The following is a 25,916-nucleotide window of genomic DNA, read 5'->3' on the forward strand; positions in this document are numbered from 1 at the left end:
AAATCTAAACCTGCTTATGAGAGAGATGAACTAAAGCTATCAGCTGTTTGGCTTTTAGCTATTAGTAATAACGTATTATGTTTTAATCTTCGCTTTGATCAGCTATCAGCTAATGGCTAAAAGCTAACCGCTCTTTTTACAGAGCCATTGCCTGCAGGGAGTGGTCTTTACTTTCCAGTTGGGAAGTTCCCATCAGGAATTCATCCACTTTGCGGGCACATTCACGGCCTTCGCTGATAGCCCAAACCACGAGGGATTGGCCACGACGCATATCGCCCGCAGCAAATACCTTTGGAATAGAGGTTTGATAGGCTTTTTCACTGGCTTTTACATTTCCACGCTCATCTCTTTCCACATCCAGTTCTTCCAGCATACCGGCATGTTGCGGGTGTACAAAACCCATAGCAAGCAATACCAGTTCGCAAGGAACGTCTCTTTCTGATCCGGCCACCTCAGTAAAGCGGGCGGGTTTGCCATCTGCACCTAAAGACCATTGCAGGTCTACCAGGCGTAATGCTTTTAAGTTGCCCTTGCCATCACCGATAAACTCTTTGGTGGCAATAGCCCACTGACGGGCTGCACCTTCTTCATGAGAAGAGGATGTTTTCAATACCATCGGGTAAGTAGGCCATGGCATATAAGGAGTACGTTCTCCCGGAGGTTTGGGTAATAACTCCAGTTGCGTAATGCTTTGCGCACCATGCCTGTTTGAAGTACCTACACAATCTGATCCGGTATCACCACCACCAATTACAATTACATTTTTACCGGTTGCCATAATATCTTCCCCGTCTACATTTCTGCTGGCCACCCGTTTGTTTTGCTGTTTCAGGAAATCCATAGCATAATGTACCCCTTTCAGTTCCCTGCCGGGGATGGTCAGATCGCGGGGAATGGTAGCACCACCAGCCAATACAATAGCATTGTATTCGCGGAGGAGGTCATTTACCAGGATGTTCACCCCTACATTGGCGTTGCATTGGAATACAATTCCTTCTTCTTCCAGCAATTTGATCCGGCGGTCTATCACCCATTTTTCCAGTTTAAAGTCGGGGATACCATAGCGGAGTAATCCACCGGGCGCATCATCCCTTTCAAACACGGTAACCTGGTGACCAGCATAGTTGAGCTGAGCAGCCGCTGCCAGTCCGGCGGGGCCGGAACCAATCACGGCTACCTTTTTACCGGTGCGCATGCGTGGTGCTTTGGCTTGTACCAGGCCTTTATCAAAGGCGATTTCTATGATATGACGTTCTATTTCTTCAATAGCTACCGGCGGTTGATTGATACCAAGTACACAGGCACTTTCGCAGGGAGCAGGGCATATACGGCCGGTAAATTCCGGAAAGTTATTGGTAGCTGTCAGGATATCATATGCTTCCTGCCAGTCTTTGCGGTAAACGGCATCATTAAACTCCGGTATAACATTGCCCAGCGGGCATCCGCTATGACAGAAAGGTACACCACAGTTCATGCAGCGGGCCGCCTGCTGGTTCAGCTTTGGTTCTTCAAAGCGTGCTACGAATTCGTTATAATGCCTGGTTCTCTCCCGGGGGTCTGCCTTGCCGGGTAGTTCTCTTGTAAATTCCAGGAATCCTGTTGGTTTGCCCATATTTGCCTCCCCTAGCCCCTCGTACAGAGGGGGAACTTTAAAATTTAATACTTAATTGTTTACACCTGACCCACAGGTCAGTACACGTTTGCCTTTGCTTATTAAGCACCTTCCCCTTTAGAGAGTGTAGGCGTAAGCGCTCTCTTCAGTACAGCCTTGTATTCTTTAGGGAATACTTTCACAAAATGGCGTAACTGATTTTCCCAGTCTTTCAATATGAATTTCGCTACAGGACTATTGGTGTAAGCGTGGTGTTTGGTAATCAGGTCATGCAGGCCGGTGATATCTTCCGGAGCCAAAGGATCCAGGTCAATCATGTCTTTATTGCACAAGCCTGCAAATACACCATTTACATCATATACATAAGCAATACCGCCGCTCATACCTGCGCCGAAGTTGCGACCGGTTTCACCCAGGATCACTACTTTACCGCCGGTCATATATTCGCATCCGTGATCGCCTACTCCTTCTACTACTACGGTAGCACCGGAGTTACGTACGCAGAAGCGTTCGCCAGCTTTACCTCTTATATATGCTTCCCCGGAAGTAGCACCGTAGAAGCATACGTTGCCGGCAATGATGTTTTCTTCTGCTTTAAAACCTGCTTCCAGTGAAGGATACAGCATTAACTTAGCACCAGACAAACCTTTACCGAAGTAGTCATTTGCTTCTCCTTCCAGTTCCAGGGTAATACCTTTGGTATTAAATGCCCCGAAGCTCTGTCCGGCAGATCCGATGAATTTATAGTGGATGGTATCTTCCGGTAAGCCTTCGCTCTTATAACGTTTGGATATTTCGTTGGAGAGGATGGTACCGATAGTACGATCAATATTTCTTACCGGGAATTGTTTGTATACCCTTGCTTTCTTTTCCAGTGCAGGCTGTGCCGCTTTCAGCAGTTGCCAGTCGAGCACTTCACTGATACCGTGGTCCTGTTCTTCCTGTTTGTACAAGCCGGTATCTTCAGCAGCCGGTTCGCGGAAAAGGATGGGGGACAGATCCAGGTGTTTGGTTTTCCAGTGCGTAACCCCTTCGCGCAATTGCAGGCAGTCTACCTGTCCTACCATTTCGTTGATAGTACGGAAGCCCAGTTCTGCCATGATTTCACGGAGTTCTTCTACCAGATAGGTAAACAGGTTTACTACGTGTTGCGGATCGCCGGTAAAGCGTTTGCGCAGATCCGGATCTTGTGTAGCCACCCCTACAGGGCAGGTATTCACATGACATTTCCGCATCATGATACAGCCTTCCACGATGAGCGCAGCGGTAGCCACGCCCCATTCCTCAGCCCCCAGCAAAGTAGCAATAGCGATGTCACGGCCTGTTTTCAGCTGGCCATCTGTTTGTACCACTACCCTGCTGCGCAGTTTGTTCTTTACCAGTGTCTGATGGGTTTCTGCCAGGCCCAGCTCCCAGGGGAGGCCGGCATGTTTGATAGAACTTACCGGAGAAGCACCGGTACCACCATCATGACCAGAAATCAATACCACGTCGGCATGTGCTTTAGCCACACCCGCAGCGATGGTACCCACCCCGGCTTTAGATACCAGTTTTACACTGATACGGGCAGCGCGGTTAGCGTTTTTAAGGTCAAATATTAACTGAGCCAGATCTTCAATAGAGTAAATATCGTGGTGAGGTGGCGGAGAAATCAACCCCACCCCAGGAGTAGAGTGCCTTACTTTAGCAATCCAGTCGTCCACTTTATGACCAGGCAGCTGTCCACCTTCACCGGGCTTGGCACCTTGCGCCATTTTGATCTGCAGTTCATCCGCGTTGGTAAGATAGTAGCTGGTAACCCCAAAGCGGGCACTGGCTACCTGCTTGATAGCAGAGCGCATAGAGTCGCCGTTGGGCAGTTGCTCATAACGCAGTTCATCTTCCCCACCCTCACCGGTATTACTTTTAGCACCTATGCGGTTCATGGCAATAGCCAGAGTGGAGTGCGCCTCGTGTGAAATGGAGCCAAAGCTCATCGCACCGGTAGCAAAGCGTTTGAAGATGCTGGTAGCGGATTCTACCTGATCCAGCGGAATAGCGGCATGCTTACGTTTGAAGGAAAACAGGCTGCGGAGCGTACAAGCTCTTTCGCTTTGATCATTTACAGCTTTAGAATATTTCTTGAAGGTGCTGTAATCGCCCATACGGGTAGCATATTGCAGCAGGTGAATGGTTTGCGGATTAAAGAGGTGAAACTCTCCTTTCCTTTTCCATTGGTACACCCCACCTTCAGTTAAACGTTGAACGGGCGTTTCCTTGCGGCCGTACCCCATCCAGTGTTTAGCCAATGTTTCGCGGGCAATTTCATCCAGGCCAAGACCTTGCAGGCGGGAAACCGCACCGGCAAAGTATTTGTCTACCACCTGGTTGTTGATACCCAGTATTTCAAATATTTGTGCACCCTGATAAGATTGCAGGGTGGAGATACCCATTTTAGAGAACACTTTCAGCAAGCCTTCGCAGATAGCTTTGATGTAGTTCTTCTTTAATTTATCTACATCATAATCCGTATCCAGTTTGCCATTCAGCTTCATGTCGCGGATAGTGCTCAGTGCCAGATAAGGGTTGATGGCAGTAGCACCAAATCCCAGGAGACAGGCAAAGTGATGTACTTCCCATACGTCGCCAGCTTCAACGATCAGTCCTACCTGGCCACGGTATCCTTTACGGATCAGGTGGTGGTGTACAGCGGAAGCAGCCAGCAGAGAAGGAATAGCCGCGTGTTCAGAATCAATCGCCCTGTCGGAGAGGATGATCACTTCAAATCCGTCTTCCACGGCATCAATAGCATAGCGGCATAAGCGAGCGAGGCCTTTTTCGAGAGAGCCGGGTTTACCGTCTGCCTTGAAATAGGTGTGTAATGTTTTGGCCTGGAAGATGCCGGTATCTATACTGCGTATTTTTTCCAGCTCATAATTATTGAGGATGGGATGACGCAGGGCCAAACCATGGCAGTGCAGGGGATATTCTTCCAGCAGGTTACCATTATTACCAACGAAAGTGGCCAGTGACATCACCAGTCTTTCGCGGATAGGATCGATGGGAGGGTTGGTTACCTGGGCAAACAACTGTTTGAAGTAGCTGCTCAGGTGTTGCGGCTGGTCGCTCAGTATTGCCAGGGGCACATCTGTACCCATGGAACCGATGGGTTCTTTACCATCCAGCGCCATTGGGGCGATGATGGTATCCAGGTCTTCCGTGCTGTAGCCAAAAGCCCGCTGGTATTTAAAGATCTGCTCATGCTCCAGGTGGGTAAAAGTAACCCTTGGTTCAGGCAGTTCTTCCAGGCGGATCTTATATTTATTTAACCATTCACCATAAGGTTGCTGGTTGCAGATCCCTTGTTTCAGTTCTTCGTCTGCAATGATGCGTCCCTGCTCCATGTCTACGATAAACATTTTGCCGGGTTGCAGGCGTCCTTTTTCTTTAACGTTTTTAGGATCGATGGGTAATACACCCGCTTCGGAAGCCATGATTACACGATCGTCTTTGGTTACAACAAAGCGGCTGGGCCTCAGACCGTTACGATCCAGGGTAGCCCCGATGATCTTACCATCCGTAAAAGAAATAGAAGCAGGACCATCCCATGGTTCCATCATAGAGGCATGGAATTCATAGAAGGCTTTTTTGGCCGGGTCCATATCTTCATTGCCATCCCATGCTTCGGGGATGAGCATCATCATTACATGTGGTAAAGAGCGGCCGGTGAGGGTAAGCAGTTCTATTACATTGTCCAGGCTGGCGGAGTCAGACTGCCCTTCTTCCACGATGGGAAGGAGCATTTCCATTTCCTCCGGCGAGAAATACTTGCTGACAAAGTCCCTTTCTCCGGCGCGGAGCCAGTTCAGGTTTCCTTTTAGCGTATTGATTTCCCCATTATGCGCGATATAGCGATACGGGTGGGCCAGGCGCCAGCTTGGAAATGTATTGGTTGCAAAACGGGAATGGATCAGCGCAAAGGCGGATACCATTTTTTCATCACTGAGATCCGTATAATAATGTCTTACCTGATAAGTGGTAAGCTGACCTTTGTAAACAATGGTCTTATACGACAGGGATGCTATGTAGAATAATGCTTTTTCTTTTGGAATGGTATTGCGAACGGTTTTGGAGGTATAGTTACGCAATATAAACAGTTTCCTTTCAAAGGTTTCCGGATCGCTGATATGATGAGGGCAGGCAATAAATACCTGCTCAATTTCCGGTTCTACAGACAGGGCGGTTTCACCGATGCCATCGGGACGTACCGGCACCTTACGGTAACCTAATATTTCCAGGCCCAGTTTTTCAGCACTACGCTGTAAAACCTCCCTGCACTCCTCGCGCCAGCGGGGTTCTTTCGGAAAAAACACCATACCTACGCCGTATTTACCAAATTCTGGCAGGCGGATTCCTATTTTCAAGCACTCATCGTATAAAAACTCATGGGGCATTTGAAAAAGAATACCAGCACCATCTCCGGTAGTACGCTCGCAGCCACAGGCTCCGCGGTGCTCCATATTTTCGAGCATAGTCAATGCATCCCGGATGATATGGTGCGATTTCCGCCCTTTAATATGGGCGGTGAAACCTGTTCCGCAGGCATCATGTTCAAATTCCGGGCGATATAGACCTTGCAATTGTCTCACTTCATCCATTTGGTTTAGATTTTATCTCTGTCACAACGCGTTCTGCAGATGACCTGCAGCAGGGCGATGTACACAATTTGTTAAACGGGAACGGTTTAAAGATACTAAAGGAATGCGGTATTTTTTATATAAAGTATGGTTAAACCCGTAAAATTTAGAAAATTATAAAATTATGCCCTATTGCGTTAGATAGATAAAAAATTGCAGTGCCTGGTTGGAGCCCTCCGGGGACTCCCGGCAGGTAGGCGACAGAAACCCTCCATGGAAAAATACCCGCCCATAAGAGGTAGGGTCGGTAGTAAATACCGTGTCTTATATAAACAGAAATCCTATTATAAAAGCTTAATAAACCGCCAGGTTGATTGCCACGCTATGAAGACAAAAGCATTCATCACAGAAGTGATTGCAGCCTTGCTGATTTTACTGTTTGTATACACTGCGCTCTCTAAATTGATTGATTATGAGGTGTTTAGGATGCAGTTGATGCAATCTCCCCTATTAAAAGCCTTTGCCTGGCTGATTAGCTGGGGGTTGCCTTTGACAGAAATAGTGGTAGTGAGCCTTTTACTGATGAAGAAAACACGGCTGCTGGGGCTCTTTTCCGCCCTTGCGCTAATGACCATGTTTACTACTTATATAATAATACTGCTGAGCTATAGCCGGGTGATTCCCTGTAGCTGCGGAGGAATATTAGCCGCATTGAGCTGGTCACAGCACCTGTTTGTCAACCTTTTTTTTGTACTGATCAGTATGGTGGGTATTCTGCTTTGTTCCCTGCCAGTTACTGAGAAGTCAGCAGTTTAAAGACTGCCATCACTTTACCCAGGGGACGCCGAAAACCTGTAGAAAAGAGTAGGTACAATTATTCATTATTTACTAATGCACACTTATGAAAAGGATTAGCATCACAATGATGGCATTATTGCTGGGAGTCGTATCTGTTCTTTTTTCCACCAAATCATTGGCCTGGAAAGCAAAAAGGCTTACCGAAACCACCTATTGGTACAAAGCAAGACCCAACACCTCTCCTTCCTCAGTAGTTGAAAGTAATTTTTATGCCACGCCGTTGTCAACCGTATCACCATGGTATAATTATTCTCCTCAAAGTGCAGGCGTATGTTCGGTACTTACGCATTTAGTTTGTGCTGCAGTAATTACAGATCACGGTAGTGGATACCGGACAATGACTACGCAGGGAGGCGGACCAATACTTGCGTATGGTGGTTTTCAGTAAGAAAAGGCCTTGTGTTAGTTGATATTCAGAACAAAAAAGAAGTAGCGCAGCCGGCTCTGATAAGGGGCTGGCTGCTGTTAAAAACCGAGGCAGCCTTATTCAGCTAGCTCAGGTTTCGCTAATGGAAGCGCAGGTACTACAAATGCTACACTAAAATGAAAGCCCTTTATAAAGCAGGATGGCAAATAGCCCTGACGATACTCGTTTCGGCATCCCTGGTAATATTATTATATATACGCGCACCCGGTATTAACCAGGAAAACAATGGATTTGACAGGGTGTGGAAGGAGCAGTTACTGAAAAAGGAAGTGATGACTGATAATGTGGACAGTATTTTTTCTGTATGTGGTGCATCCAATACGGGATGGTATTTTTCAGGACCCCAAGCTGGTAACATTATTATTACGGATAAAAAGTTGGGCAACAAAAGGAGCCAGCACCTGCAGTTAGATTTTGTGCCGAAAAATAAATATTGCATTACCAGTATTGATTCTCCGCGGGTATACCTGTTCTTTGGGAACGATCATGCAATAGCGGCAGGTAATATTAATGATAATAAAGTACAGACCCATACCTGGTTTGATAAGAACTTTTCAAGGGCGGTGGTTTTATCTCCCGCATCAGTTTTACTGCGAGGGTTCCAGCTTACCAAACAGGTAGACCAGGTATTTTATAAAATAGGGATCGCTGATAGCAGCCGTCTTATGGGAGACAGCATTTTGCCAAAGTATGGGGATGCCGGCTTCAGTAATGATGGGATGTTGCACTATGATAAAGCCCAAGCCCTGTTGTGTTATGTTAGTTTCTACAGCAATGAGATTGTTATGTTTGATACTACTTTCTCCAGTGTGCGGCATTACCGGACCATAGATTCTACCGCTAATAACAGTGGTGCAGTGCAGTCTGCTCAGGAAAAAGACAACCTGTACCTGGTAACAGATAAAACGAGGCTGATTAACTTATATAATACGGTTGATAAAGGGATATTGTATAATCTTTCATTATTGAAGGCTGATAATGAACAGGTTGCGGATTTTTCCGCCAATGCGGTAGTGGACATGTATGAACTGAAAACGGGAGCATATAAGGGGAGTTTTTACATACCCAATGTGGATGGCGGAAGGGTAATGCAGTTTGGCATCTATAATAATCAGCTGGTGGGGGTTTATAAAAACAAGCTCGTATTATATACAATGGCAGCAGATAAAGGCATGGCAGTCCATGCATCCCGGTAAACCAGTAAGCGCCGGGTTTATTATCAGAAATGATGACAGATGATGGCAAAATAAAGTAAGCCAGCCAGCCCGTAATCCCTGAATTCATGCCGCATTACCTGTAAAGACCGGCTCATGTGTTTTTCCACAGCCTTTACAGAAATACCGAGGCGTTCGGCAATCTCTTTGTAAGAAAGGTGTTCCCTCCTGCTAAGCAGGAATATTTCCCTGCTTCGGGTGCTCAGTCTTTCCAGGGCCTCACCAAAGCGTTTCTCCAGTAATTGCAGGTCATAATTATTAACAGCTTCCGTTGTTTGGGAGAGCTGCATTTGCTGGTGGTGCTGCTCATGCAGCAGGGAATTACGTAATTCGTTGAGGATGCGGTTGCGCAATGCACTGTGGAGGTAAGCACGCAGGTTGCCCACCTCTCCCATGGAAGCCCGTTTTTTATATAGATTAATAAATACCTCCTGGAGCAGATCTTCCAGTAAATGTGGCACTGGCAGCTTTTTGAAAGCAGTGAGATAAAGCACCTGGGCATGACGTTCGTACAATGCTTCGAACGCTTTGTTATCATCTCTGGCCATCAGGCCTACCAGTTCATCATCAGATAAGGCAGTATAAATAATCATTACGGCGTAAAAGGTAAAAAAAATAACGCTGATGTTGACAGTGCGGGTATAAAAATAAGGGCAATTTTCACAAAAAAAGGGGGTAGGGTAGTTTGGAAGTTGTGTGTCTTATATAGACATGGAACCTGAATTAAGCGATCAACAACTGCAAATACTGCTGGAAAAATACCTGCAGGGAGCATGTACGGAAGCGGAGCAGCATGCACTGGAGCAATGGTATAATTCCTTTGAATCGTGCCTGCCGGGCGCGGAGCAGCCAGTATTGCCGGAAATGGCAAGGCTTTATGGCGGTATTGTACAACAGCTAAAAGAAGAACAGGTATGGCAGGAAGCGCCGGTTGTACAGCAGCGGGGAGTACGCCGTATATGGTGGCGTGCCGCGGCAGCGGTGCTGGTACTGGCAGTAGCCGGTACGCTGGGGTTTCTGTTGCAGCGCCCGGCAAAGCTGCTGGAAGTACGTACGCCGGTGGCAGCACATACTAAAGTAACGCTACCGGATGGCACACAGGTATGGCTGAATGTAAGCAGCCGGCTGCAATACCCTGCGGATATGAAAACCGGTCATCGTGAGGTGTACCTGCAGGGGGAAGGCTACTTTGATGTGGTAAAGAATGAACAGCATCCGTTTATTATACATACTTCAGATATAAGTGTGGAGGTATTGGGTACCAGTTTTAATCTGAAAGCTTATGCTGATGATCAAACACTGGAAACTACCTTGCTGAAAGGGAAAGTGGCAGTAAGCCTTAACAGCAGTCCCGCAAAACGTGTACTCCTGGCACCGGAAGAAAAACTGACGCTTACCCGTAAAACCACTGAAGCAGGAGTTGCTGCCGGACAGCAGGACTGGGGCGCTTTTGTAGCAGAGGTGGCATCTATGCAGCAGCAGGCAGTAGAGGAAACAACATGGCGGCAAAACCGCCTGGAATTCAGGGACAAGCCATTTAATGAACTGGCCAGGATCATGGAGCGTTGGTTTGGCAAAACTATTATAGTGCAGGATACCTCACTGAACAATAATCGTTTTAAAGGTACCTTCCGCAGAGAAGATATTACACAGGCACTGAAAGCCTTGCAGATAACAGCAGATTTTAAATACGAGATAAAGAGAGATACTGTTTTTATTCATAACTGATCAACCAGAAGGAAGTAATTATGCAAGTACCACGACTTTGCTAATGCCGGGCTAAGAAAGCCTATTACAGAAAAATAAAAAAGGGAAGTGCGGTCACACTCCCCCTTTGTCGTCAAACATGGAACGAAACAATTTTTTCCGTGCGGGAAGTCATTTGTTTCAATTAGTCTAACGCTCAAGCCAAAAGTATGAAAAAAAAGCTGTGTCTACAACCAGCCATTCCCAAGCATTTAGTGAGAAAAACATTACTGTGTATGAAGCTTTGCCTGATATTGATGACTGCTTCTATTTTGCAGTTGAGAGCAGCAGGATATTCGCAAAACCGGTTTACCATCAGTGGCAAACAGATGGAAATGCACCGGTTACTGGAATTGATAGAAGCTAAAAGTAACTACCGTTTTCTGTACAACTATAAAACCTTTCCGGCCAACGAAAAGGTGGATGCCAATTTTAACAATGCCACCCTGCAGGTAATACTGAATGGCGTGCTGAATCCCGCATTCACCTACCAGATCATGGAAGATAACCTGGTGGTAATATCTCCTTCTGAGAAAAGACAGGATATTACCGTAAAGGGGAAGATCCTGGGAGATAATGGTAATGAGCTGATAGGTGTGAGTATTCAACTGAAAGGTACCAGTCGTGGTACAGCCACTGATGAGCATGGTAATTTCTCTATCGCTGCTCCGGAAAATGGCGTATTGATTATTTCTTACATTGGCTATACTTCGCAGGAAGTACCTGTAAATGGCAGAACACAGCTGCCGGCCATTACGCTGAAAACGTCTGATGCCGGATTGGACGAAGTAGTGGTACTGGGTTATGGACAAAAGCAGGTAAAGCAGAGTATTACCGGTGCAGTCAGCAGCATACAGACCAAAGAACTGAAACAAAGCCCGGTGGCCAATCTGACCAATGCGCTGGCGGGAAGATTGCCAGGTCTTATTACTGCCCAGCGCTCCGGCCGGCCCGGCTCTGATTATTCCCAGTTGTATATCCGTGGTATTAATACTACCGGTGCCAGCAGCCCGTTGATTGTAATAGATGGTTTGCCCCGTGGTAATGCAGATCTGGGACAACTGGACGCCAATGAAATCGAATCCGTTTCTATTCTGAAAGACGCCTCCTCTACTGCCCTTTACGGTATACAAGGTGCTAACGGTATTGTACTCATTACTACCAAACGTGGAAAAGATGGCCCCCCTAATATACAGCTGAACACACAGTTTGCGATGCAGACCCCAACGGCATTTCCCCGTTTTCTGGATTCTTATCGCGCCGGCCTGTTGCAGAATGAAGCTGCAAAGAATGATGGCATGCAGCCTATCTGGTCGGATCAGGAGTTGGAATACTATCGCACCGGATTAAAGCCGTATGATTATCCTAATACTGACTGGTATCAGCAAATGGTGCGCGAACTTTCTCCGCAAAAAACAGTAAACGTAAATATCAGCGGAGGATCCAAGTATGTGCGTTACTTCGTTTCAGGGTCTTATCTGAGGCAGGAGCCATTGTACAAAAACGGAGATCAGAATATCTATGACATCAAGTATAAATATGACCGTTTTAACTTCCGCTCCAATGTAGACATCACATTAGATAAAAACACCGAGTTGCAAGTAGACCTGGCTTCCAGGCTGGAGAACCGTACAGGCCCATCTTCCGACAGGGCCGACAATGAATTCCTGTGGGTGGTGCTTTCGCAGATGACAAATAACCTGACACCGGTAAAGAATCCTGATGGCAGTATTGCTTCCGGTAATATGCGCGAAGACTTTCATAATCCTTATGCCCTGCTTACCCGCAACGGCTACCTGGACGCTTATTGGCACAGTACCAATGGTAGTGTGGCACTTACCCGTAAACTGGACTTTATTACTCCCGGGCTGAAAGTAAAAGGGCTTTTCACCTTTGAAAACTACGGATCTATCAATGTGGCATTTGACCAGGAATATGATTCCTACCGGTATAAATCCATTCCAGGTACTAACGATGGAACATATACGCAACATAGAGCTGCTACCAGCTTACAGCGTTCTGGCTATAATAGCGGAGAACGGTACCTCTACTATGATCTGAAACTGATGTACGACCGTGATTTCGGAAAACATACACTGGGAGGTATGCTGCTGTTTAACCGTAACTACCGCTCCCAGTCGGGCGATCTTCCCCGTGTATATGAAGGCTATGTGGGCCGGGCCATGTATAACTATGATAAAAAATACTACCTGGAATTTAACGCCGGGTATAACGGCTCTGAAAACTTTCCGGTTGGCAAGCGCTATGGCTTTTTTCCTGCCATCTCTGCTGCCTGGATGATCAGCAATGAAAACTTTATGCCCACACAAACTGCGCTCAGCTTCCTGAAGCTGCGGTTCTCGCATGGTTATGTAGGTAATGACCAGGTAAGCAACGGGCGCTGGTTGTATATCTCGGATTTTGCCAGAACAGATGGATTTACTTTTGGTAGTGTAGCCTCCGGCGTAGGCGGTTATAGGGAAAACAGGATCGGGAATACAGCCATTACCTGGGAAAAGGCCGCCAAAACAAACCTGGGCATGGAAACAGGATTTTTTAAAGATAAGGTGAAGTTCAATGTAGATGTTTTCAGAGAGCTGAGAACCAATATCCTTACACCAGCAGGCACTATCCCTGGTTATCTGGGGATTACAGCTGCCATAAACAGGAACAAGGGCCGGATCCTCAACAAGGGTATTGAAGCAGAACTGAATATAAATACTGCCATCAACCAGGTAGGGTTATTTGCCAAAGTAAACTATCAGTATGTAAAAAACAGGATACTGGACATGGATGAGCCCAAGCTGGCCTATCCATACCAAAGCCAGGCGGGCAATCCCATAGGCTATGAACTGGGATATATTGCAGAAGGCCTCTTCCAAAGCCAGGATGAAATCAATAAAAGCCCTAAACAAACTTTTGCACCCCTGATACCTGGTGATATCAAGTATAAAGATATTGATGGTAATGGTGTGATAGATGAAGCAGACCGTACAATGGTACCGATGCTGAATGTACCCACCGGCTACTTTGGCGCCACTTTCGGTTTGGACTATAAAGGGCTTGATGTAAGTGTATTGTTCCAGGGAGCTACCGGCGGACGGCAGATGTATTCTGCCCAGCTGATGTTTAACTACCGCGAAAGCTACCGCCCTTTCCATGAAGGACGCTGGACTCCGGAAACAGCTGCTACCGCAACTTTCCCCGCATTGCACCTCTCTGAAAGTAATATGGCCAACAACTTTGTGAATTCTACCTACTGGATCAGAAAAACAGATTATCTGAAACTGAAGAATGTGGAAATAGGTTACCGCCTGCCGAGAGAATGGGTGAGCAGGATAAAGATCAAGAGTGCCCGTATTTATGTGAATGGTATGAACCTGATCAGCTGGGATAATGTGAAGGACCTGGGGGTAGATCCAGAAGCCAATACAAGAGACCGTTGGGGATGGCAACCTTATCCTATCATGCGTGTGTATAACGCCGGTATTACCATCAACCTTTAAACGAAGACAATCATGAAACTAGTATTGAATATAAAAACGGGCATGCTTGCAGTGCTGATACTGGGGACTTACGCCTGCAAAAAGAATTACCTGGACAGAAAGCCGAGCGACCTTATTACAGAAGGAGAAGTGTTCAGGAATATTGAGAATGCAGAAAAGTTTGTAAATACAATTTACCAGAGCTTACCTAATTTGTTTAAACCCGGTTCGGCATGGCCATTGAGCAGTGCTACCGATGAAACCAATCAGGCGATTGACAACTCGGCTTCTGCGGCAGATGCAGGGAACTTTAACACCGGTTCCATGAGCCCTTCAAATTTTCCCATGCAGTGGCAGTGGGATGAATTTTATGGGAAAATCCGCTCCTGCAATATGTTCCTCAACAATTTTGATAAAGTACCCAATGATCCTACTTATCCGGATCGTCGTAACAGACTGAAAGGAGAAGCGCTGGTATTGCGTGCCTACTACAATTTTCAGCTGATAAGCCGTTGGGGAGAAATTCCTATTATATCGCAGGTAGAGAATCCGTTTGATAATCCGGACGGTATTTATTACAAGCGTAATACAATTAGCGAAGGAATAGAAAGCATATTAAAAGATCTGGAAGAAGCAAAGAATCTGCTTCCTGCAACCTATGCAGAACGGCCTAATAACTGGGGGCGTGCTTCCAGGATGATTGCGCTGGCATTGCGCGGGCGGGTATTATTATATTATGCCAGCCCCTTATACAATAAAGATAATGACCCAGGCAGGTGGGCGCGGGCTGCTGAGGCTTGCAAAGCGGCCCTGGATACCGCACTGACAAATGGTTATGGGCTGAATGGCAATTACGGAGAAATTTTTACCCAGTATTTTAATAAAGAAGTGATCTGGAGCCGTCCGGCACCTGGTGCCTTTGGAGATGGCGGGATAGACCGTGAGATGAATCCCCGTGGCGCAAATGGCTATGGCAATGTGAACCCGATACAGGAGCTGGTAAATGATTATGAGATGCAAGCCACCGGCCTGCCTATTACAGATCCCAACTCAGGCTTTGACCCGCAACGTCCGTATGAAGGCCGGGATCCGCGCTTTTATGCTACCATTCTGTATCCTGGCTGTATGTGGAAAGGACGTCCGCTGAACCCTAATGGAGAAGATGCCCCCCGCTCCGGCCAGGTAGTTACCAATTACTGGCCACGGAAATACCTGCTGGAAGGCGTGAACCTGTTTTCCGGCACCGGCGCCAGCGACCGTAAGTGGGTACTGTTCAGAACAGCGGAGCTATACCTGAACTATGCAGAAGCGCAAAATGAAGCCACCGGCCCTTCGGGTGAAATATATAATGCACTCAATGCCGTGCGCGGACGAGTAAGTATGCCGGCCTATAGTGGAGGTACCAAAGAAACCCTGCGGGAAAAGATACGGCATGAAAGGAGGATTGAGCTGGCCCTGGAAGATCACCGCTTCTGGGATGTGCGCCGCTGGAAGATAGCAGAGACCGTAGACAACCGGGAGATACATGGTGTAACCGTTACAGGTAATGGTAACGTTACTTATACCTACCCGGTAATAGAGAAACGTGTTTTCGATGCGAAACGCAACTACTGGCTGCCCGTACCACAGGCAGAAATAGACAAGGTGAGTGGCAGGAATCCGGATTTTAAACAAAACCCCGGTTGGTAATCCTTTTATCCATTAAACAGCAAACAATGAAAAACATACTATACTACGTGCTGGCGTTGCTGACTATTACTGCAGCCTCCAGCTGTAAAAAGGACAAAGCATTTGAACATGATGCCTCCGCTCCTATCATCATTGAAAAATTTACGCCTGCTACGGGTGGTGCGGGAACGGAAGTACTGATCTATGGCAGCAACTTTGTGACTGACACCAGTCGTGTATCTGTCACCGTTAATGGTGTAAAAGCATTTGTTGAAGGCGTGGTACAGGACCGTTTGCTGATTGCTATTCCACGGAAAGCCGGTGTTGGTAAAATAACGGTGACTATCGATGGGCAAAGTACCAGCAGTAAAGATGACTTTCAGTACACCCCCTCCTATGTGGTTACCACGCTGGCAGGGAATGGTACGCCGGGATATGCAGATGGTAAAGGCTCCGCTGCAGCATTTAATTTTGGTAACCGCTGTGGGCTGGATATAGATGAAGAAGGCAATCTGTATGTAGCAGAAGCTGAAAACCGCCGCATCCGTAAAATAGCGCCTGATGGTACTGTTACTACACTGGCTGGCAGCGGAAGAAATGAATATGCAGAAGGAAAAGGTACAGCCGCGTCATTCTTTTTGCCCATGGATGTGGTAGTAGATAAGGATGGTAATGTTTTTACCTCCGACCCTTCTGCCTGGACTATCCGGAAGATCACACCTGATGGCACTACTTCCCTGATTGGCTGGATGGAAGCCTGGGGCCTGGGTATAGACAAGCGCGATGGCACATTGTATTACACAGATGCCAAAAGCAGTGGCAGTGTTTTCAAGGTAAAACCAGATGGCAGCACGGAACAGATCATTACCGGACTCAGCTATCCTTCAGATGTGACAGTAGACAGTAAAGGCAACCTGTTTGTGGTACTGAACGGCAGCTCTGTGATACAGGAATTCAAATACAATACCTGGGCACCAGGCATTATTATCGGGCAGCCAGGTATTGCCGGACTTGTGAATGGGGAAGCTGCAGCTGCAAAATTCGATACTCCCTGGGGAATAGCAGCAGACAGCAAGGATAACCTGTATGTGGCTGGTAATGGTACCTGGGATGGCGCTTCTACCAATAGCAATCAATGTATACGCTTCATTACAGCAGGTACCTGGCAGGTAAGCACCTATACCGGTGGCAGTACTGCCGGTTTTGCAGATGGTACCGGTTCTGCCGCACTGTTTAACGCCCCTACCGGCGTAACCGTAAGTAAAGACGGTATCGTGTATGTAGTAGACAGAAAAAATAACCGCGTAAGAATGGTAACTGCTGAATAGTGGCATGCTACTGATGGTCTTATAAAAGAGAGGGTGTCCCAAAAGCAGGAGACACCCTCTTTTTATTCGGGTAATTGCCGGAGGCAGTTAGTTGTATAAGTGTTTCAAAAAACAGATGAATATGATAAAAAAGAGCCAGAAAATTTTATGGTGCGGCCTAATTTTGCTTAGCTTTTGTATACGTAGTGTAGCCCAGGAGAACTGGAATAAGCTGCCGGTAAAAGGATTATTGCTGAGTGCACCACGCAGCAATGATGTGCCTTTGCTTTGCCGCTTTATCCGGGAAGCTCTGCCTAAGGAAGGTGTAAATACATTGGCTATACGTTTTGAATACGAATATCAATATAAATCACATCCGGAACTGGCAGGTGAACATGCGTTGTCAAAAGAAGAGGTGAAGCAGATTGTAGCCGCCTGTAAGGCCGCCAATATCAGACTGATCCCTACGCTTAATCTGCTGGCACATCAATCAGAACAAACGGAAATGCTGCCGTTGTTAAAACATTATCCTGAGCTGGATGAATCACCGGATTATAATCCGCCTAAGCCGTGGAAAGACGGCGGAATGTTTGATTTTTACAACAAGAGTGTTTGTACACAGCATCCTGATTTGTTGAAAATCCTGTTCCCTATTATGGATGAGCTGGTAGAAGTGTGTGAAGCAGATGCATTGCATGTGGGCCTGGATGAGGTGTGGATCATCGGATATGAAAAATGTCCCCGCTGCGGAGGCCGTGATAAGGCAGAATTATTCGCAGCATATGTTACCAAGTTATATGATCACCTGAAGGCAAAGAATTGCCAGATGTGGATGTGGAGCGACCGGCTCATTGATGGAAAAACAACCGGGTTGCTGGCCTGGCAGGCCAGTATGAATAATACACACCGGGCAATAGATCTGATACCGAAAGATATCATGATCTGTGACTGGAAATACGAAGATGCAGCACCTACTGCGGCTTATTTTGCGATAAAAGGATTTGATGTGCTTGCATCTCCCTGTTATAACGCAGATGCTGCACTGGCACAGTTGAAACAGGTATATATGGTGCGTAATAATGGTGCCAGAACGGATTTTTCCGGCACTATTTCCGGAAGAATGAAAGGGGTGTTTGAAACCAGCTGGATGGCGCCTAAAGAGTTTATCGAAGTGTATTATGGCAAGGCGGGATCAAAACTGACGATAAACACGGTGAATACCTTTAAGAAACTGTTTGCAGAGATCAGAAAAACGGAACGGTAGTATACACCGGATACGGTTACCATGGCTTATAAATAAATCAGACTATGCATAAAGGAAAAGGTTGTTGGGGAGTATTACTCCTGTTGTTGTTGCCTGCGGTTTTATGGGGGAAATCCCAGCCGGATTTTAAAGGCGTGTATGCGCTTACACAAAGAGTAGTTCCCTGGTTATTACCACATGTAAAATATGAAACGCTTGCGTTGCCGGAAGGGCAAACAGGCTTTGAGCTGGAAACCGTAAAAGGAAAAATTGTGATCCGGGCCACAGATGTAAACACTGCTGCTACCGGATTAAACTGGTATCTGAAATATTACTGTCACCGTTCTATGTCTCACCTGGGAGATAATCTGTCCAGCGTTTTGCCAATACCGGTAGTGGCCAATAAGGTGACACAACAAACCGCTTATCCTCTGCGCTACGGACTGAATTACTGTACACATAATTATTCCATGAGCTTCTATACCTGGAAAGACTGGGAACGGGAGCTGGACTGGATGGCACTTAACGGTGTAAACCTGATGCTGGCAGTAACAGGTACGGAAGCGATCTGGCAGCGTACCTTACAGCAAATGGGATATAGCGATGCAGAAAGCCGGGCATTTATTGCCGGTCCGGCATTTACAGCCTGGTGGCTGATGGGCAACCTGGAAGGATGGCCGGGGGCGATGTCGCAAACGTTGATAGACCAGCAGGTAGCCTTGCAGCAAAATATCCTGCAACGTATGAAGACCCTGGGCATATCACCGGTATTACAGGGTTTTTACGGCATGGTACCTACCAGTCTTAAACACAAAATGCCTGGAGCAGCGATTAGTGTGCAAGGTAAATGGGCAGGTGGATTTACGCGTCCGGATGTATTGCTGGCTACAGATAGCCTGTTTACCCAAATGGCTGGCATCTACTACCGGGAAATGAAAAAACTGTATGGAGATGACATCCATTATTTTGGAGGAGATCTTTTTCATGAAGGGGGTACTACAGAAGGGGTGGATGTAACTGCTGTAGCCAAACAGGTACAACAACAAATGCAGCAATATTTTCCGGGTTCTACCTGGGTATTGCAGGGCTGGCAGAGCAACCCTAAGAAAGCATTGCTGGATGGCCTGAACAAGGCACAGGTGCTGGTACTGGAATTGTTTGGAGAAAAAACAAGTGAGTGGGAAAAGACTGATGCTTATTATGGCACTCCCTGGTTATGGTGTACGGTAAATAATGCCGGTGAAAAGAATGGTGTTTTTGGACGGATAGCTCGTTTTGCAGAGGAGTTTGACCGTGCCCGTAACAGCCCGCAGCATAAGTTCCTGAAGGGCACCGGTATTTTGCCGGAAGGGATTAATAACAACCCACTGGTATACGACCTGATGCTGGAGCTTTCCTGGCATCCGGAGAAGATCAATGTAAGTGAATGGATTAAATCATATACCCGGTATCGTTATGGAAAGGATATACCGGAGATTCAAGCTGCCTGGCAGGTATTTTTTAAAACTATCTACACTACTGTAGCCGTTACAAAGGATCTCGGACCCAGTGAATCTGTATTCTGTGCACGCCCCGCCATGGGATTGAAAACGGTATCTACCTGGGGCGTGCGTGAGCGCCCTTATGATATGGCGGAGTTTGAAGCTGCAGTAAAGGTATTTGCAGGCGCAGCCGCTGCATTAAAAGGCAGCAAAACCTATGAAGCAGACCTGGTAGACTTTACCCGTCAGGTATTGGCCAACCGTGGAGAGCAGGTGTATGACCAGATGACCATTGCCTTTAATGAAAAAAATGCAACGGCCTTTGATCAGTATGCCAGGCAATTTATGCAGATGATGGAGCAGCAGGAAAAACTACTCTCCTGTAATCCTCATTTCACGCTGAATACCTGGTTAAATGCAGCCTATAACATGGGGAATAACATGGCCGACAAGGCCTACCTGATCAAAAACGCCCGTATACAGGTTACCTACTGGGGGCCGGATGATCCTGCCACCGAATTACATGAATATGCGTGTAAGGAATGGAGTGGCATGATGCAGTCTTATTATATACCCCGGTGGAAAATGTTCTTCGAGTATGCCCACAAAAAACTGGCTGGTGAAGCCGTGGAAGCGCCGGATTATTTTAGCTGGGAAAAGCAATGGACCTTGCAGCCCTGGCGGATTATACCTGCTGCCAATAAAAGTGCTGTAGCCACAGCCACAGCGATATTAAAAGGATAATACAGATCAGCTGGAAGGAGCTGGTCTGGCGGTATCTGCTATTCAGCAACGAAACAAAAAGAGGGTGTGTCAAATGTTTGATACACCCTCTTTTTATTCGGGTACCGGCAGGTACCAGCGATGTTATTCCGGATCAAATATAAAAACAGGCTTTCCGTTGTGCAGTTTCATATGCAGCGGATCACTCTGCTGGCTTTCATTTTGAAGGCGGTTCAGCGCAGTAACGATATATACATACATCTTACCTCTTACATAACCGGCATCAATATACTGCGGGTCTGTATGTTGTGGCAGGATAGCCAGTATTTTGGTAGGATCTTCCAGGTTAATAGCTTCGTGTTGATCAAACCGGTACAAAACATATTGTTGAGTTTGATGGCTGGTATCATTATCAGCCCAGTGCAATTCCAGGCCAGCCGGACGTTCAAAAGCATCTATGAAGTAAGGCGCTTCCGGCGCTTTGGTGCCCAGCCATGGCATCACCGGGCGCAGGGCAGGATAGCGGTAAAGGTGGTTGCGCAGGGAATCTTCTATACCATATGGGTTGCCATCAAATGATTTGGAGCTATAGAAGATATCGCCCTGAATGGTATGGAGTGTTCTTGCATCCATGATCTGGGTAGGAATCTCAGCCGGATTTTTCCAGCTCGCATTACTGCCCAGGCGGTACACACCATGGCCAATATACACATGGCGGCCATATCCGTGCTGGCTCCACCAGTTGAGCAGGATATCATAGCTTACCAGGCGATGGCCTTTTTCCCAATACAATTGTGGCGCTACATAATCAATCCAGCCATTTTTCAACCACTTCAGTACATCTGCATAAAGATCATCATAGTTGCTCATGCCACCCCGGGTGTAGGAACCTTCCGGATCTTTATCCCGGTTACGCCATACCCCAAACGGGCTGATCCCGAATTTTACCCAGGGCTTTTCTGCTTTAATACCTTTGCTCAGCAGCTGGATAATTTCGTCTACATTCCACCGGCGCCAGTCATCTTTCATCATATTCCTGCCATACTGCCGGTAGGAGTTGTTGTCCGGAAATTCTTTGCCTGGTATGCGGTATGGGTAAAAGTAATCGTCGAAATGAACGGCATCCACGTCATAACGTTTTACCACATCCCGGATCACCATGGTCACGTATTCCCGGGCTTCCGGTATTCCCGGATCAAAAAACTTCTGATCCCCGTAGGTAACGAACCATTGGGGGCGTAGGCGGGTAATATGGTTGGCCGCCAGTGTAGAGCGTTTTACGTTAAATACAGCACGATAGGGGTTGAACCAGGCATGAAACTCCATTCCCCGCTTATGGGTTTCCTCGATCATGAACTGTAAGGGGTCATAATAAGGGTTGGGAGCCTGCCCCTGTACACCGGTGAGGTATTCGGACCAGGGTTCGTAAGCAGAAGCGTAAAAGGCATCTGTAGCCGGCCTTACCTGTACTACTACCGCATTCATGCCATTGCGCTGATGCCGGTTGAGCAGCGCTATAAACTCCTGCTTCTGCTGTTCTGTGCTAAGTCCGCGCCGTGATGGCCAGTCGATATTTTCTACTGTAGCGATCCATACTGCCCGTAACTCCCGTTTGGGAGGCATTTGTGCACCTGCCTGTTGTGTGATGCCTGCACACAACAGAATGCCTAGTAATAATTGCTTCAACATCTACCCTTGCTTTAAGCCTTTAAGACTGCGAAAATATAAAAAACAAAGCCTGCTCCTTACAAATATCTCTTTCTGACATATGTTTTAACCAATAATGTAAAAATTCTGCGATACCCAATGACAAATTTGTATTTTGTATCTAACAACGATTTATCTATATAAATATTCCACGATGATAAAGAAAGGTACTCCCGCCTTTGCAACGGTTATAAAGACAATTATCCCGCCAGTTGTATCAGGTTTATGGCAATCTGGCAAAAAACAGGATCAGGCTGTCAGGAAAAGTATTCCAGGCATTACCCTGCTACTGGCGTATATTTTCTGTATGTCAGTTCCCGTACAGGCGCAAAAGCATAAAGATGCAGTAGCACAGGCTGCCCGTCAGTTTGTAGCTGTTTTGGATGATGCTACCCGCCAGCGGGCCTGTTTTGCGTTTACAGACGCAGAGCGTACCAATTGGCATTTTGTGCCTATGGAACGTAAAGGGTTGCCATTAAACGCCATGAATCCCCGTCAGCGGGCGGCAGCATTTAAGCTGTTGCAGGCCTGTATGAGCAAGCAGGGGTATCAGAAAGCCACGGAAATTATCAGTCTGGAATTAGTGTTAAAAGCATTGGAAAACCGCCCGGATGATGATCATTACCGGGATCCTGAAAAGTATACTTTCAGCCTGTTTGGAGATCCGGTTAAAGATCAGCACTGGGGTTGGCGGCTGGAAGGGCATCATATTTCCCTTAACTTTTCGGCGGCAGATAATAAGCTGGTATCAGGTACACCGGCCTTCCTGGGATCTAATCCTGCAATTGTGGGCGAAGGACCATCCAAGGGAAAAGAAGTACTGAAGCAGGAAGCTGCCATGGGATTTGAGCTGTTGCGTATGATGAATGAAACCCAACGCCAACAGGTAATTATATCCACTACCGCGCCTGCGGATATTATTTCAGGCAACAAGCGCAAAGCGATGCTGCTGGATCCTCCGGGGCTCTCCTATCAGGAAATGACGCCGGCACAGCAACGATTGATGCGCCAGCTGGTAGCCGTGTATATTGATAACTATACAAAGCTGATGGCAGACATCTTGCTGAAGGAAATTACCACCGAAGGCTGGGACAAGCTGCACTTTGCCTGGGCTGGTGCCACTGCTTGGGGGAAGGGACATTATTACCGGATCCAGGGGCCTACCGTTTTAATTGAGTATGATAACACACAAAACAATGCGAACCATGTACATACTGTTTTGCGTGACCTTAAAAACGATTTTGGAGACGATGTACTGCAAAGGCACTATGAAACCGCGCATGTACAGCCGGAGAGGTAAACAGCAGTAATACCTTAGGGGATATTAAAGCTGCCCTCATCCGCATTATCCTTTAGGAGCAGCATCACCTGGCGGAGCCAGTTTCTTTGACAGGTACTCCGCCGGTATGGTAGTTGTGGAACTATCTTCCCGCCGGATGTAATAATGAGGCGACATAATTTCCACACCCGCTTCATTCATAAAATCCTGTATGTTTTGCCGTAATCCGGAATAGATAACTGCCATCTCCTCCGGATGATCCGTATAGGCATTCAGTTCATAAGACACATAAAAATCATCCAGGCCGGTTTGCAGCACAAAAGGTTTACGGTCTTTTACAATACCTTCTGTAGCCAGTGCTGCGGAGATTAGCAGCTCATGCACTTTCCGCCAGGGAACATCATAACCGATAGTAGCTGTGGTATGTAGTATCAGGCCCAATTCTTTGGAAGAGGTGGTATAGTTAATTGTGTGTCCGCTGAGGATACTGGCATTAGGTACGGTGATCTCTTCGTTTTTGATAGTCCTTAACCGCGTTACCAGCATATTCTTTTCAATCACATCGCCGGTCAGCTCTCCTATTTTTATACGGTCTCCTATTTTGAAAGGTCGCATGTAGGTGATTACAAACCCTGCTATTATATTGGCAATAGCAGAAGAGGAACCTAATGAAAAAAGGATGCCGAGGAAAACAGAAACCCCCTGAAATATTTTTGAATCGGAGCCTGGCAGGTATGGAAAGATGATCACAAACATAAAGGCATAGAGTAAAAATTTGACTACACTGGCAGTAGGCCATGCCCAGTCTGGATAAAAGCCTTTGATATGGAGGGCTCCTTTTGCCACTTCCGCAGCCAGGTAATTGATAAACTTTACCAGGTAGCGGGTAACCAGGTATATTACCAGGATGGTCAGCAGTTTGGGAAGGTATCCCAGGATGGCTGCCATCATTGCTTTTATGGGTGCAAGCGTCCAGGAGATCAGGGAGTCTGCAATGCCTTTGGTCCAGGGGAATATGCTAAATACAAAAGGCAGGGTGATATATACGATCAGCAGGATTATAATAATGCGCACCACCTTTAGTACGCTGTATGCCATCCCCAGTTGCTTTTGTGGGTTGAGCAGCGGGTAATCCTTTACTTTAATACCTTTAAAGAATTTATCTTTTTCCTGCACTATTTTCCTTCGTAGCCGGGAAAAGAAGCGGTTTACCAGGTAAATGATCCCGCTGAAAATAAGGAGAATCAGCAATAGCCACGCAACGCGGATCAGCATGCTTTTAAGGCTGTTAGCTTCTTTATAGTCCAGCACACTTTTGCGGATCATTGCAGCATAACCTTCGGCAACGCTGTTTTTGTCTTCGTTAAGCCATAAGGCATCATCGTCTGTGATGGAAAGGAGGATCAGGTCGTTGTAGGTCACATCAATGATGTCCTCATTGGGCGACACTTTTACGGAGTCGGCAGCAAAGAGCGGATCATCAGCCAGTTTACGGATTTTATTGCTGGTATTATGTGCCCTGTCGCTCGGACCAAAGGGCCCTATTTTACCGTATACATAAAACAGGGTATCCAGGAATGGCGTAACGGGGATCCCTTTCTGTCTGGAGCGGAGAAGGGCTATTCTTCCCTGTTGGCGGGCTTTACGAAGAGAGTCTTTGCTTTCCACGTCGGCAAGCCTTTTTAGCAGGGTTTGTTTTTGCTGGTCGTTGTTTTTCAGTGTTTCAATCTGTTCCAGCAGTTGTTGTTTTTCCGCAGCGTCTGCCTTAGTAATCGAGTCGTTGCTCCTTAGCAGCCGGGTGGTATATACCAGTTGCGAATCTGTTATGGCCGCCTGTTGGGCTTTTTGTTGCAGGCTGTCTGATGACTGGGCGGCACAGGTGAGTGACCAGACCAGCACAGGGATTATCCACCATTGTTTCATGCTATTGCTATTTTAGGATACTGCCTGACAGCCGGCGGCTGCGTTTTATACTTTCCTGCCCAGGTATTGGGAATAGTCTGGCAATATTACCTCATACTCCTGGTGCATCAGGGGGGAGGTCATTAAAAAATCGGCAGAAGCACGGTTACAGGCAACAGGAATATTCCACACTACGCTCAATCTCAGGAGTGCTTTGATATCGGGATCATGCGGGAGTGCTTCCATAGGGTCCCAGAAAAAGATGATCACATCCAGTGCTCCTTCCGCAATAAGTGCCCCTATCTGTTGGTCGCCCCCCAATGGCCCACTGAGTAACTTACGTACGGATACATCCAATGCAGCCTCAATGAGCTTGCCGGTGGTGCCGGTACCATACAGTTCATGGCGGTTTAAGACGTTTTTGTTATAGGTAGCCCATTCAATCAACTCTGCTTTTTTGTGGTCATGAGCGATCAATGCAATCCGTTTGCGGGCGTGTAAGGTTTTGACTGTTTGCATATATTATTTTAATGATGCAAAAGTAATATGTTAATATTTAATAAATAAATAGCTATGATTCAATAGGTATACTTTAAAAAAGATATCCCGCTTTCTGTGATATCCTGAAAAACAAATCTGTTGGCAGTT

At 46.8% G+C, this 25,916-nt stretch carries 16 protein-coding genes; 10 read left to right on the forward strand and 6 right to left on the reverse strand.

The genetic code is table 11. The features are described from left to right. Window positions 1-136 precede the first annotated feature (136 nt). Window positions 137-1,612 (reverse strand): glutamate synthase subunit beta, encoded by a 1,476-nt coding sequence (locus ABR189_RS17660; protein ID WP_354661787.1) that lies wholly within the window; start codon window positions 1,610-1,612, stop codon window positions 137-139. A gap of 101 nt (window positions 1,613-1,713) precedes the next feature. Beyond that, window positions 1,714-6,249, reverse strand: a complete 4,536-nt coding sequence (gene gltB / locus ABR189_RS17665) for a glutamate synthase large subunit (protein ID WP_354661788.1) — start codon at window positions 6,247-6,249, stop codon at window positions 1,714-1,716. Between the two features lie 363 nt (window positions 6,250-6,612). Here gltB and ABR189_RS17670 point away from each other — a divergent pair, with 363 nt between their 5' ends. The 3 genes from ABR189_RS17670 to ABR189_RS17680 all read left to right on the forward strand — a co-directional run bounded on the left by ABR189_RS17670 (window position 6,613) and on the right by ABR189_RS17680 (window position 8,709). Further along, on the forward strand, window positions 6,613-7,044 hold the full coding sequence (locus ABR189_RS17670; RefSeq protein ID WP_354661789.1) for a MauE/DoxX family redox-associated membrane protein: 432 nt from the start codon (window positions 6,613-6,615) through the stop codon (window positions 7,042-7,044). Window positions 7,045-7,129: 85 nt separating this feature from the next. After that, window positions 7,130-7,474, forward strand: coding sequence for a hypothetical protein (locus tag ABR189_RS17675; protein WP_354661790.1), 345 nt, complete (start codon window positions 7,130-7,132; stop codon window positions 7,472-7,474). Window positions 7,475-7,629: 155 nt separating this feature from the next. Then, window positions 7,630-8,709 carry a hypothetical protein gene (locus ABR189_RS17680; RefSeq protein ID WP_354661791.1) on the forward strand — a complete coding sequence of 360 codons (1,080 nt, stop codon included), beginning with the start codon at window positions 7,630-7,632 and terminating at the stop codon, window positions 8,707-8,709. 23 nt (window positions 8,710-8,732) lie between these two features. Here ABR189_RS17680 and ABR189_RS17685 read toward each other — a convergent pair whose 3' ends face one another. Continuing rightward, on the reverse strand, window positions 8,733-9,320 hold the full coding sequence (locus ABR189_RS17685) for a sigma-70 family RNA polymerase sigma factor (protein ID WP_354661792.1): 588 nt from the start codon (window positions 9,318-9,320) through the stop codon (window positions 8,733-8,735). A gap of 118 nt (window positions 9,321-9,438) precedes the next feature. On the opposite strand from ABR189_RS17685, the gene ABR189_RS17690 reads away from it, so the two are divergent. The 6 genes from ABR189_RS17690 (at window position 9,439) to ABR189_RS17715 (ending at window position 20,401) form a co-directional block, all read left to right on the forward strand. Next, window positions 9,439-10,455: a FecR family protein gene (locus tag ABR189_RS17690; protein WP_354661793.1), complete on the forward strand. Its 1,017-nt coding sequence runs from the start codon at window positions 9,439-9,441 to the stop codon at window positions 10,453-10,455. A gap of 254 nt (window positions 10,456-10,709) precedes the next feature. Beyond that, a complete protein-coding gene (locus ABR189_RS17695; RefSeq protein ID WP_354661794.1) occupies window positions 10,710-13,979 on the forward strand; it encodes a SusC/RagA family TonB-linked outer membrane protein in 3,270 nt (1,089 codons plus the stop codon). A gap of 12 nt (window positions 13,980-13,991) precedes the next feature. Next, a complete protein-coding gene (locus tag ABR189_RS17700) occupies window positions 13,992-15,647 on the forward strand; it encodes a RagB/SusD family nutrient uptake outer membrane protein (RefSeq protein WP_354661795.1) in 1,656 nt (551 codons plus the stop codon). A gap of 26 nt (window positions 15,648-15,673) precedes the next feature. Further along, a complete protein-coding gene (locus ABR189_RS17705) occupies window positions 15,674-16,954 on the forward strand; it encodes an IPT/TIG domain-containing protein (RefSeq protein ID WP_354661796.1) in 1,281 nt (426 codons plus the stop codon). 121 nt (window positions 16,955-17,075) lie between these two features. Continuing rightward, window positions 17,076-18,197: a family 20 glycosylhydrolase gene (locus tag ABR189_RS17710; protein WP_354661797.1), complete on the forward strand. Its 1,122-nt coding sequence runs from the start codon at window positions 17,076-17,078 to the stop codon at window positions 18,195-18,197. 44 nt (window positions 18,198-18,241) lie between these two features. Continuing rightward, window positions 18,242-20,401, forward strand: coding sequence for an alpha-N-acetylglucosaminidase (locus tag ABR189_RS17715; protein WP_354661798.1), 2,160 nt, complete (start codon window positions 18,242-18,244; stop codon window positions 20,399-20,401). A 123-nt stretch (window positions 20,402-20,524) separates the two neighbouring features. Here the strand turns inward: ABR189_RS17715 and ABR189_RS17720 are convergent, their stop codons facing one another. Further along, window positions 20,525-22,069 carry a glycoside hydrolase family 10-like protein gene (locus tag ABR189_RS17720; RefSeq protein WP_354661799.1) on the reverse strand — a complete coding sequence of 515 codons (1,545 nt, stop codon included), beginning with the start codon at window positions 22,067-22,069 and terminating at the stop codon, window positions 20,525-20,527. A 172-nt stretch (window positions 22,070-22,241) separates the two neighbouring features. Here ABR189_RS17720 and ABR189_RS17725 point away from each other — a divergent pair, with 172 nt between their 5' ends. Next, complete coding sequence (locus ABR189_RS17725) at window positions 22,242-23,387, forward strand: DUF3500 domain-containing protein (RefSeq protein WP_354661800.1); 1,146 nt, start codon at window positions 22,242-22,244, stop codon at window positions 23,385-23,387. Between the two features lie 45 nt (window positions 23,388-23,432). On the opposite strand, the gene ABR189_RS17730 is transcribed toward ABR189_RS17725, so the two are convergent. Then, a complete protein-coding gene (locus tag ABR189_RS17730; RefSeq protein ID WP_354661801.1) occupies window positions 23,433-25,289 on the reverse strand; it encodes a mechanosensitive ion channel family protein in 1,857 nt (618 codons plus the stop codon). A 45-nt stretch (window positions 25,290-25,334) separates the two neighbouring features. Next, the gene (locus ABR189_RS17735; RefSeq protein ID WP_354661802.1) at window positions 25,335-25,787 is read right to left on the reverse strand and encodes a methylglyoxal synthase; all 453 of its coding nucleotides are present in this window, start codon (window positions 25,785-25,787) and stop codon (window positions 25,335-25,337) included. Window positions 25,788-25,916: the final 129 nt, after the last annotated feature.

The sequence above is a fragment of the Chitinophaga sp. H8 genome (assembly GCF_040567655.1).
Taxonomy (GTDB): Bacteria; Bacteroidota; Bacteroidia; order Chitinophagales; family Chitinophagaceae; genus Chitinophaga; species Chitinophaga defluvii.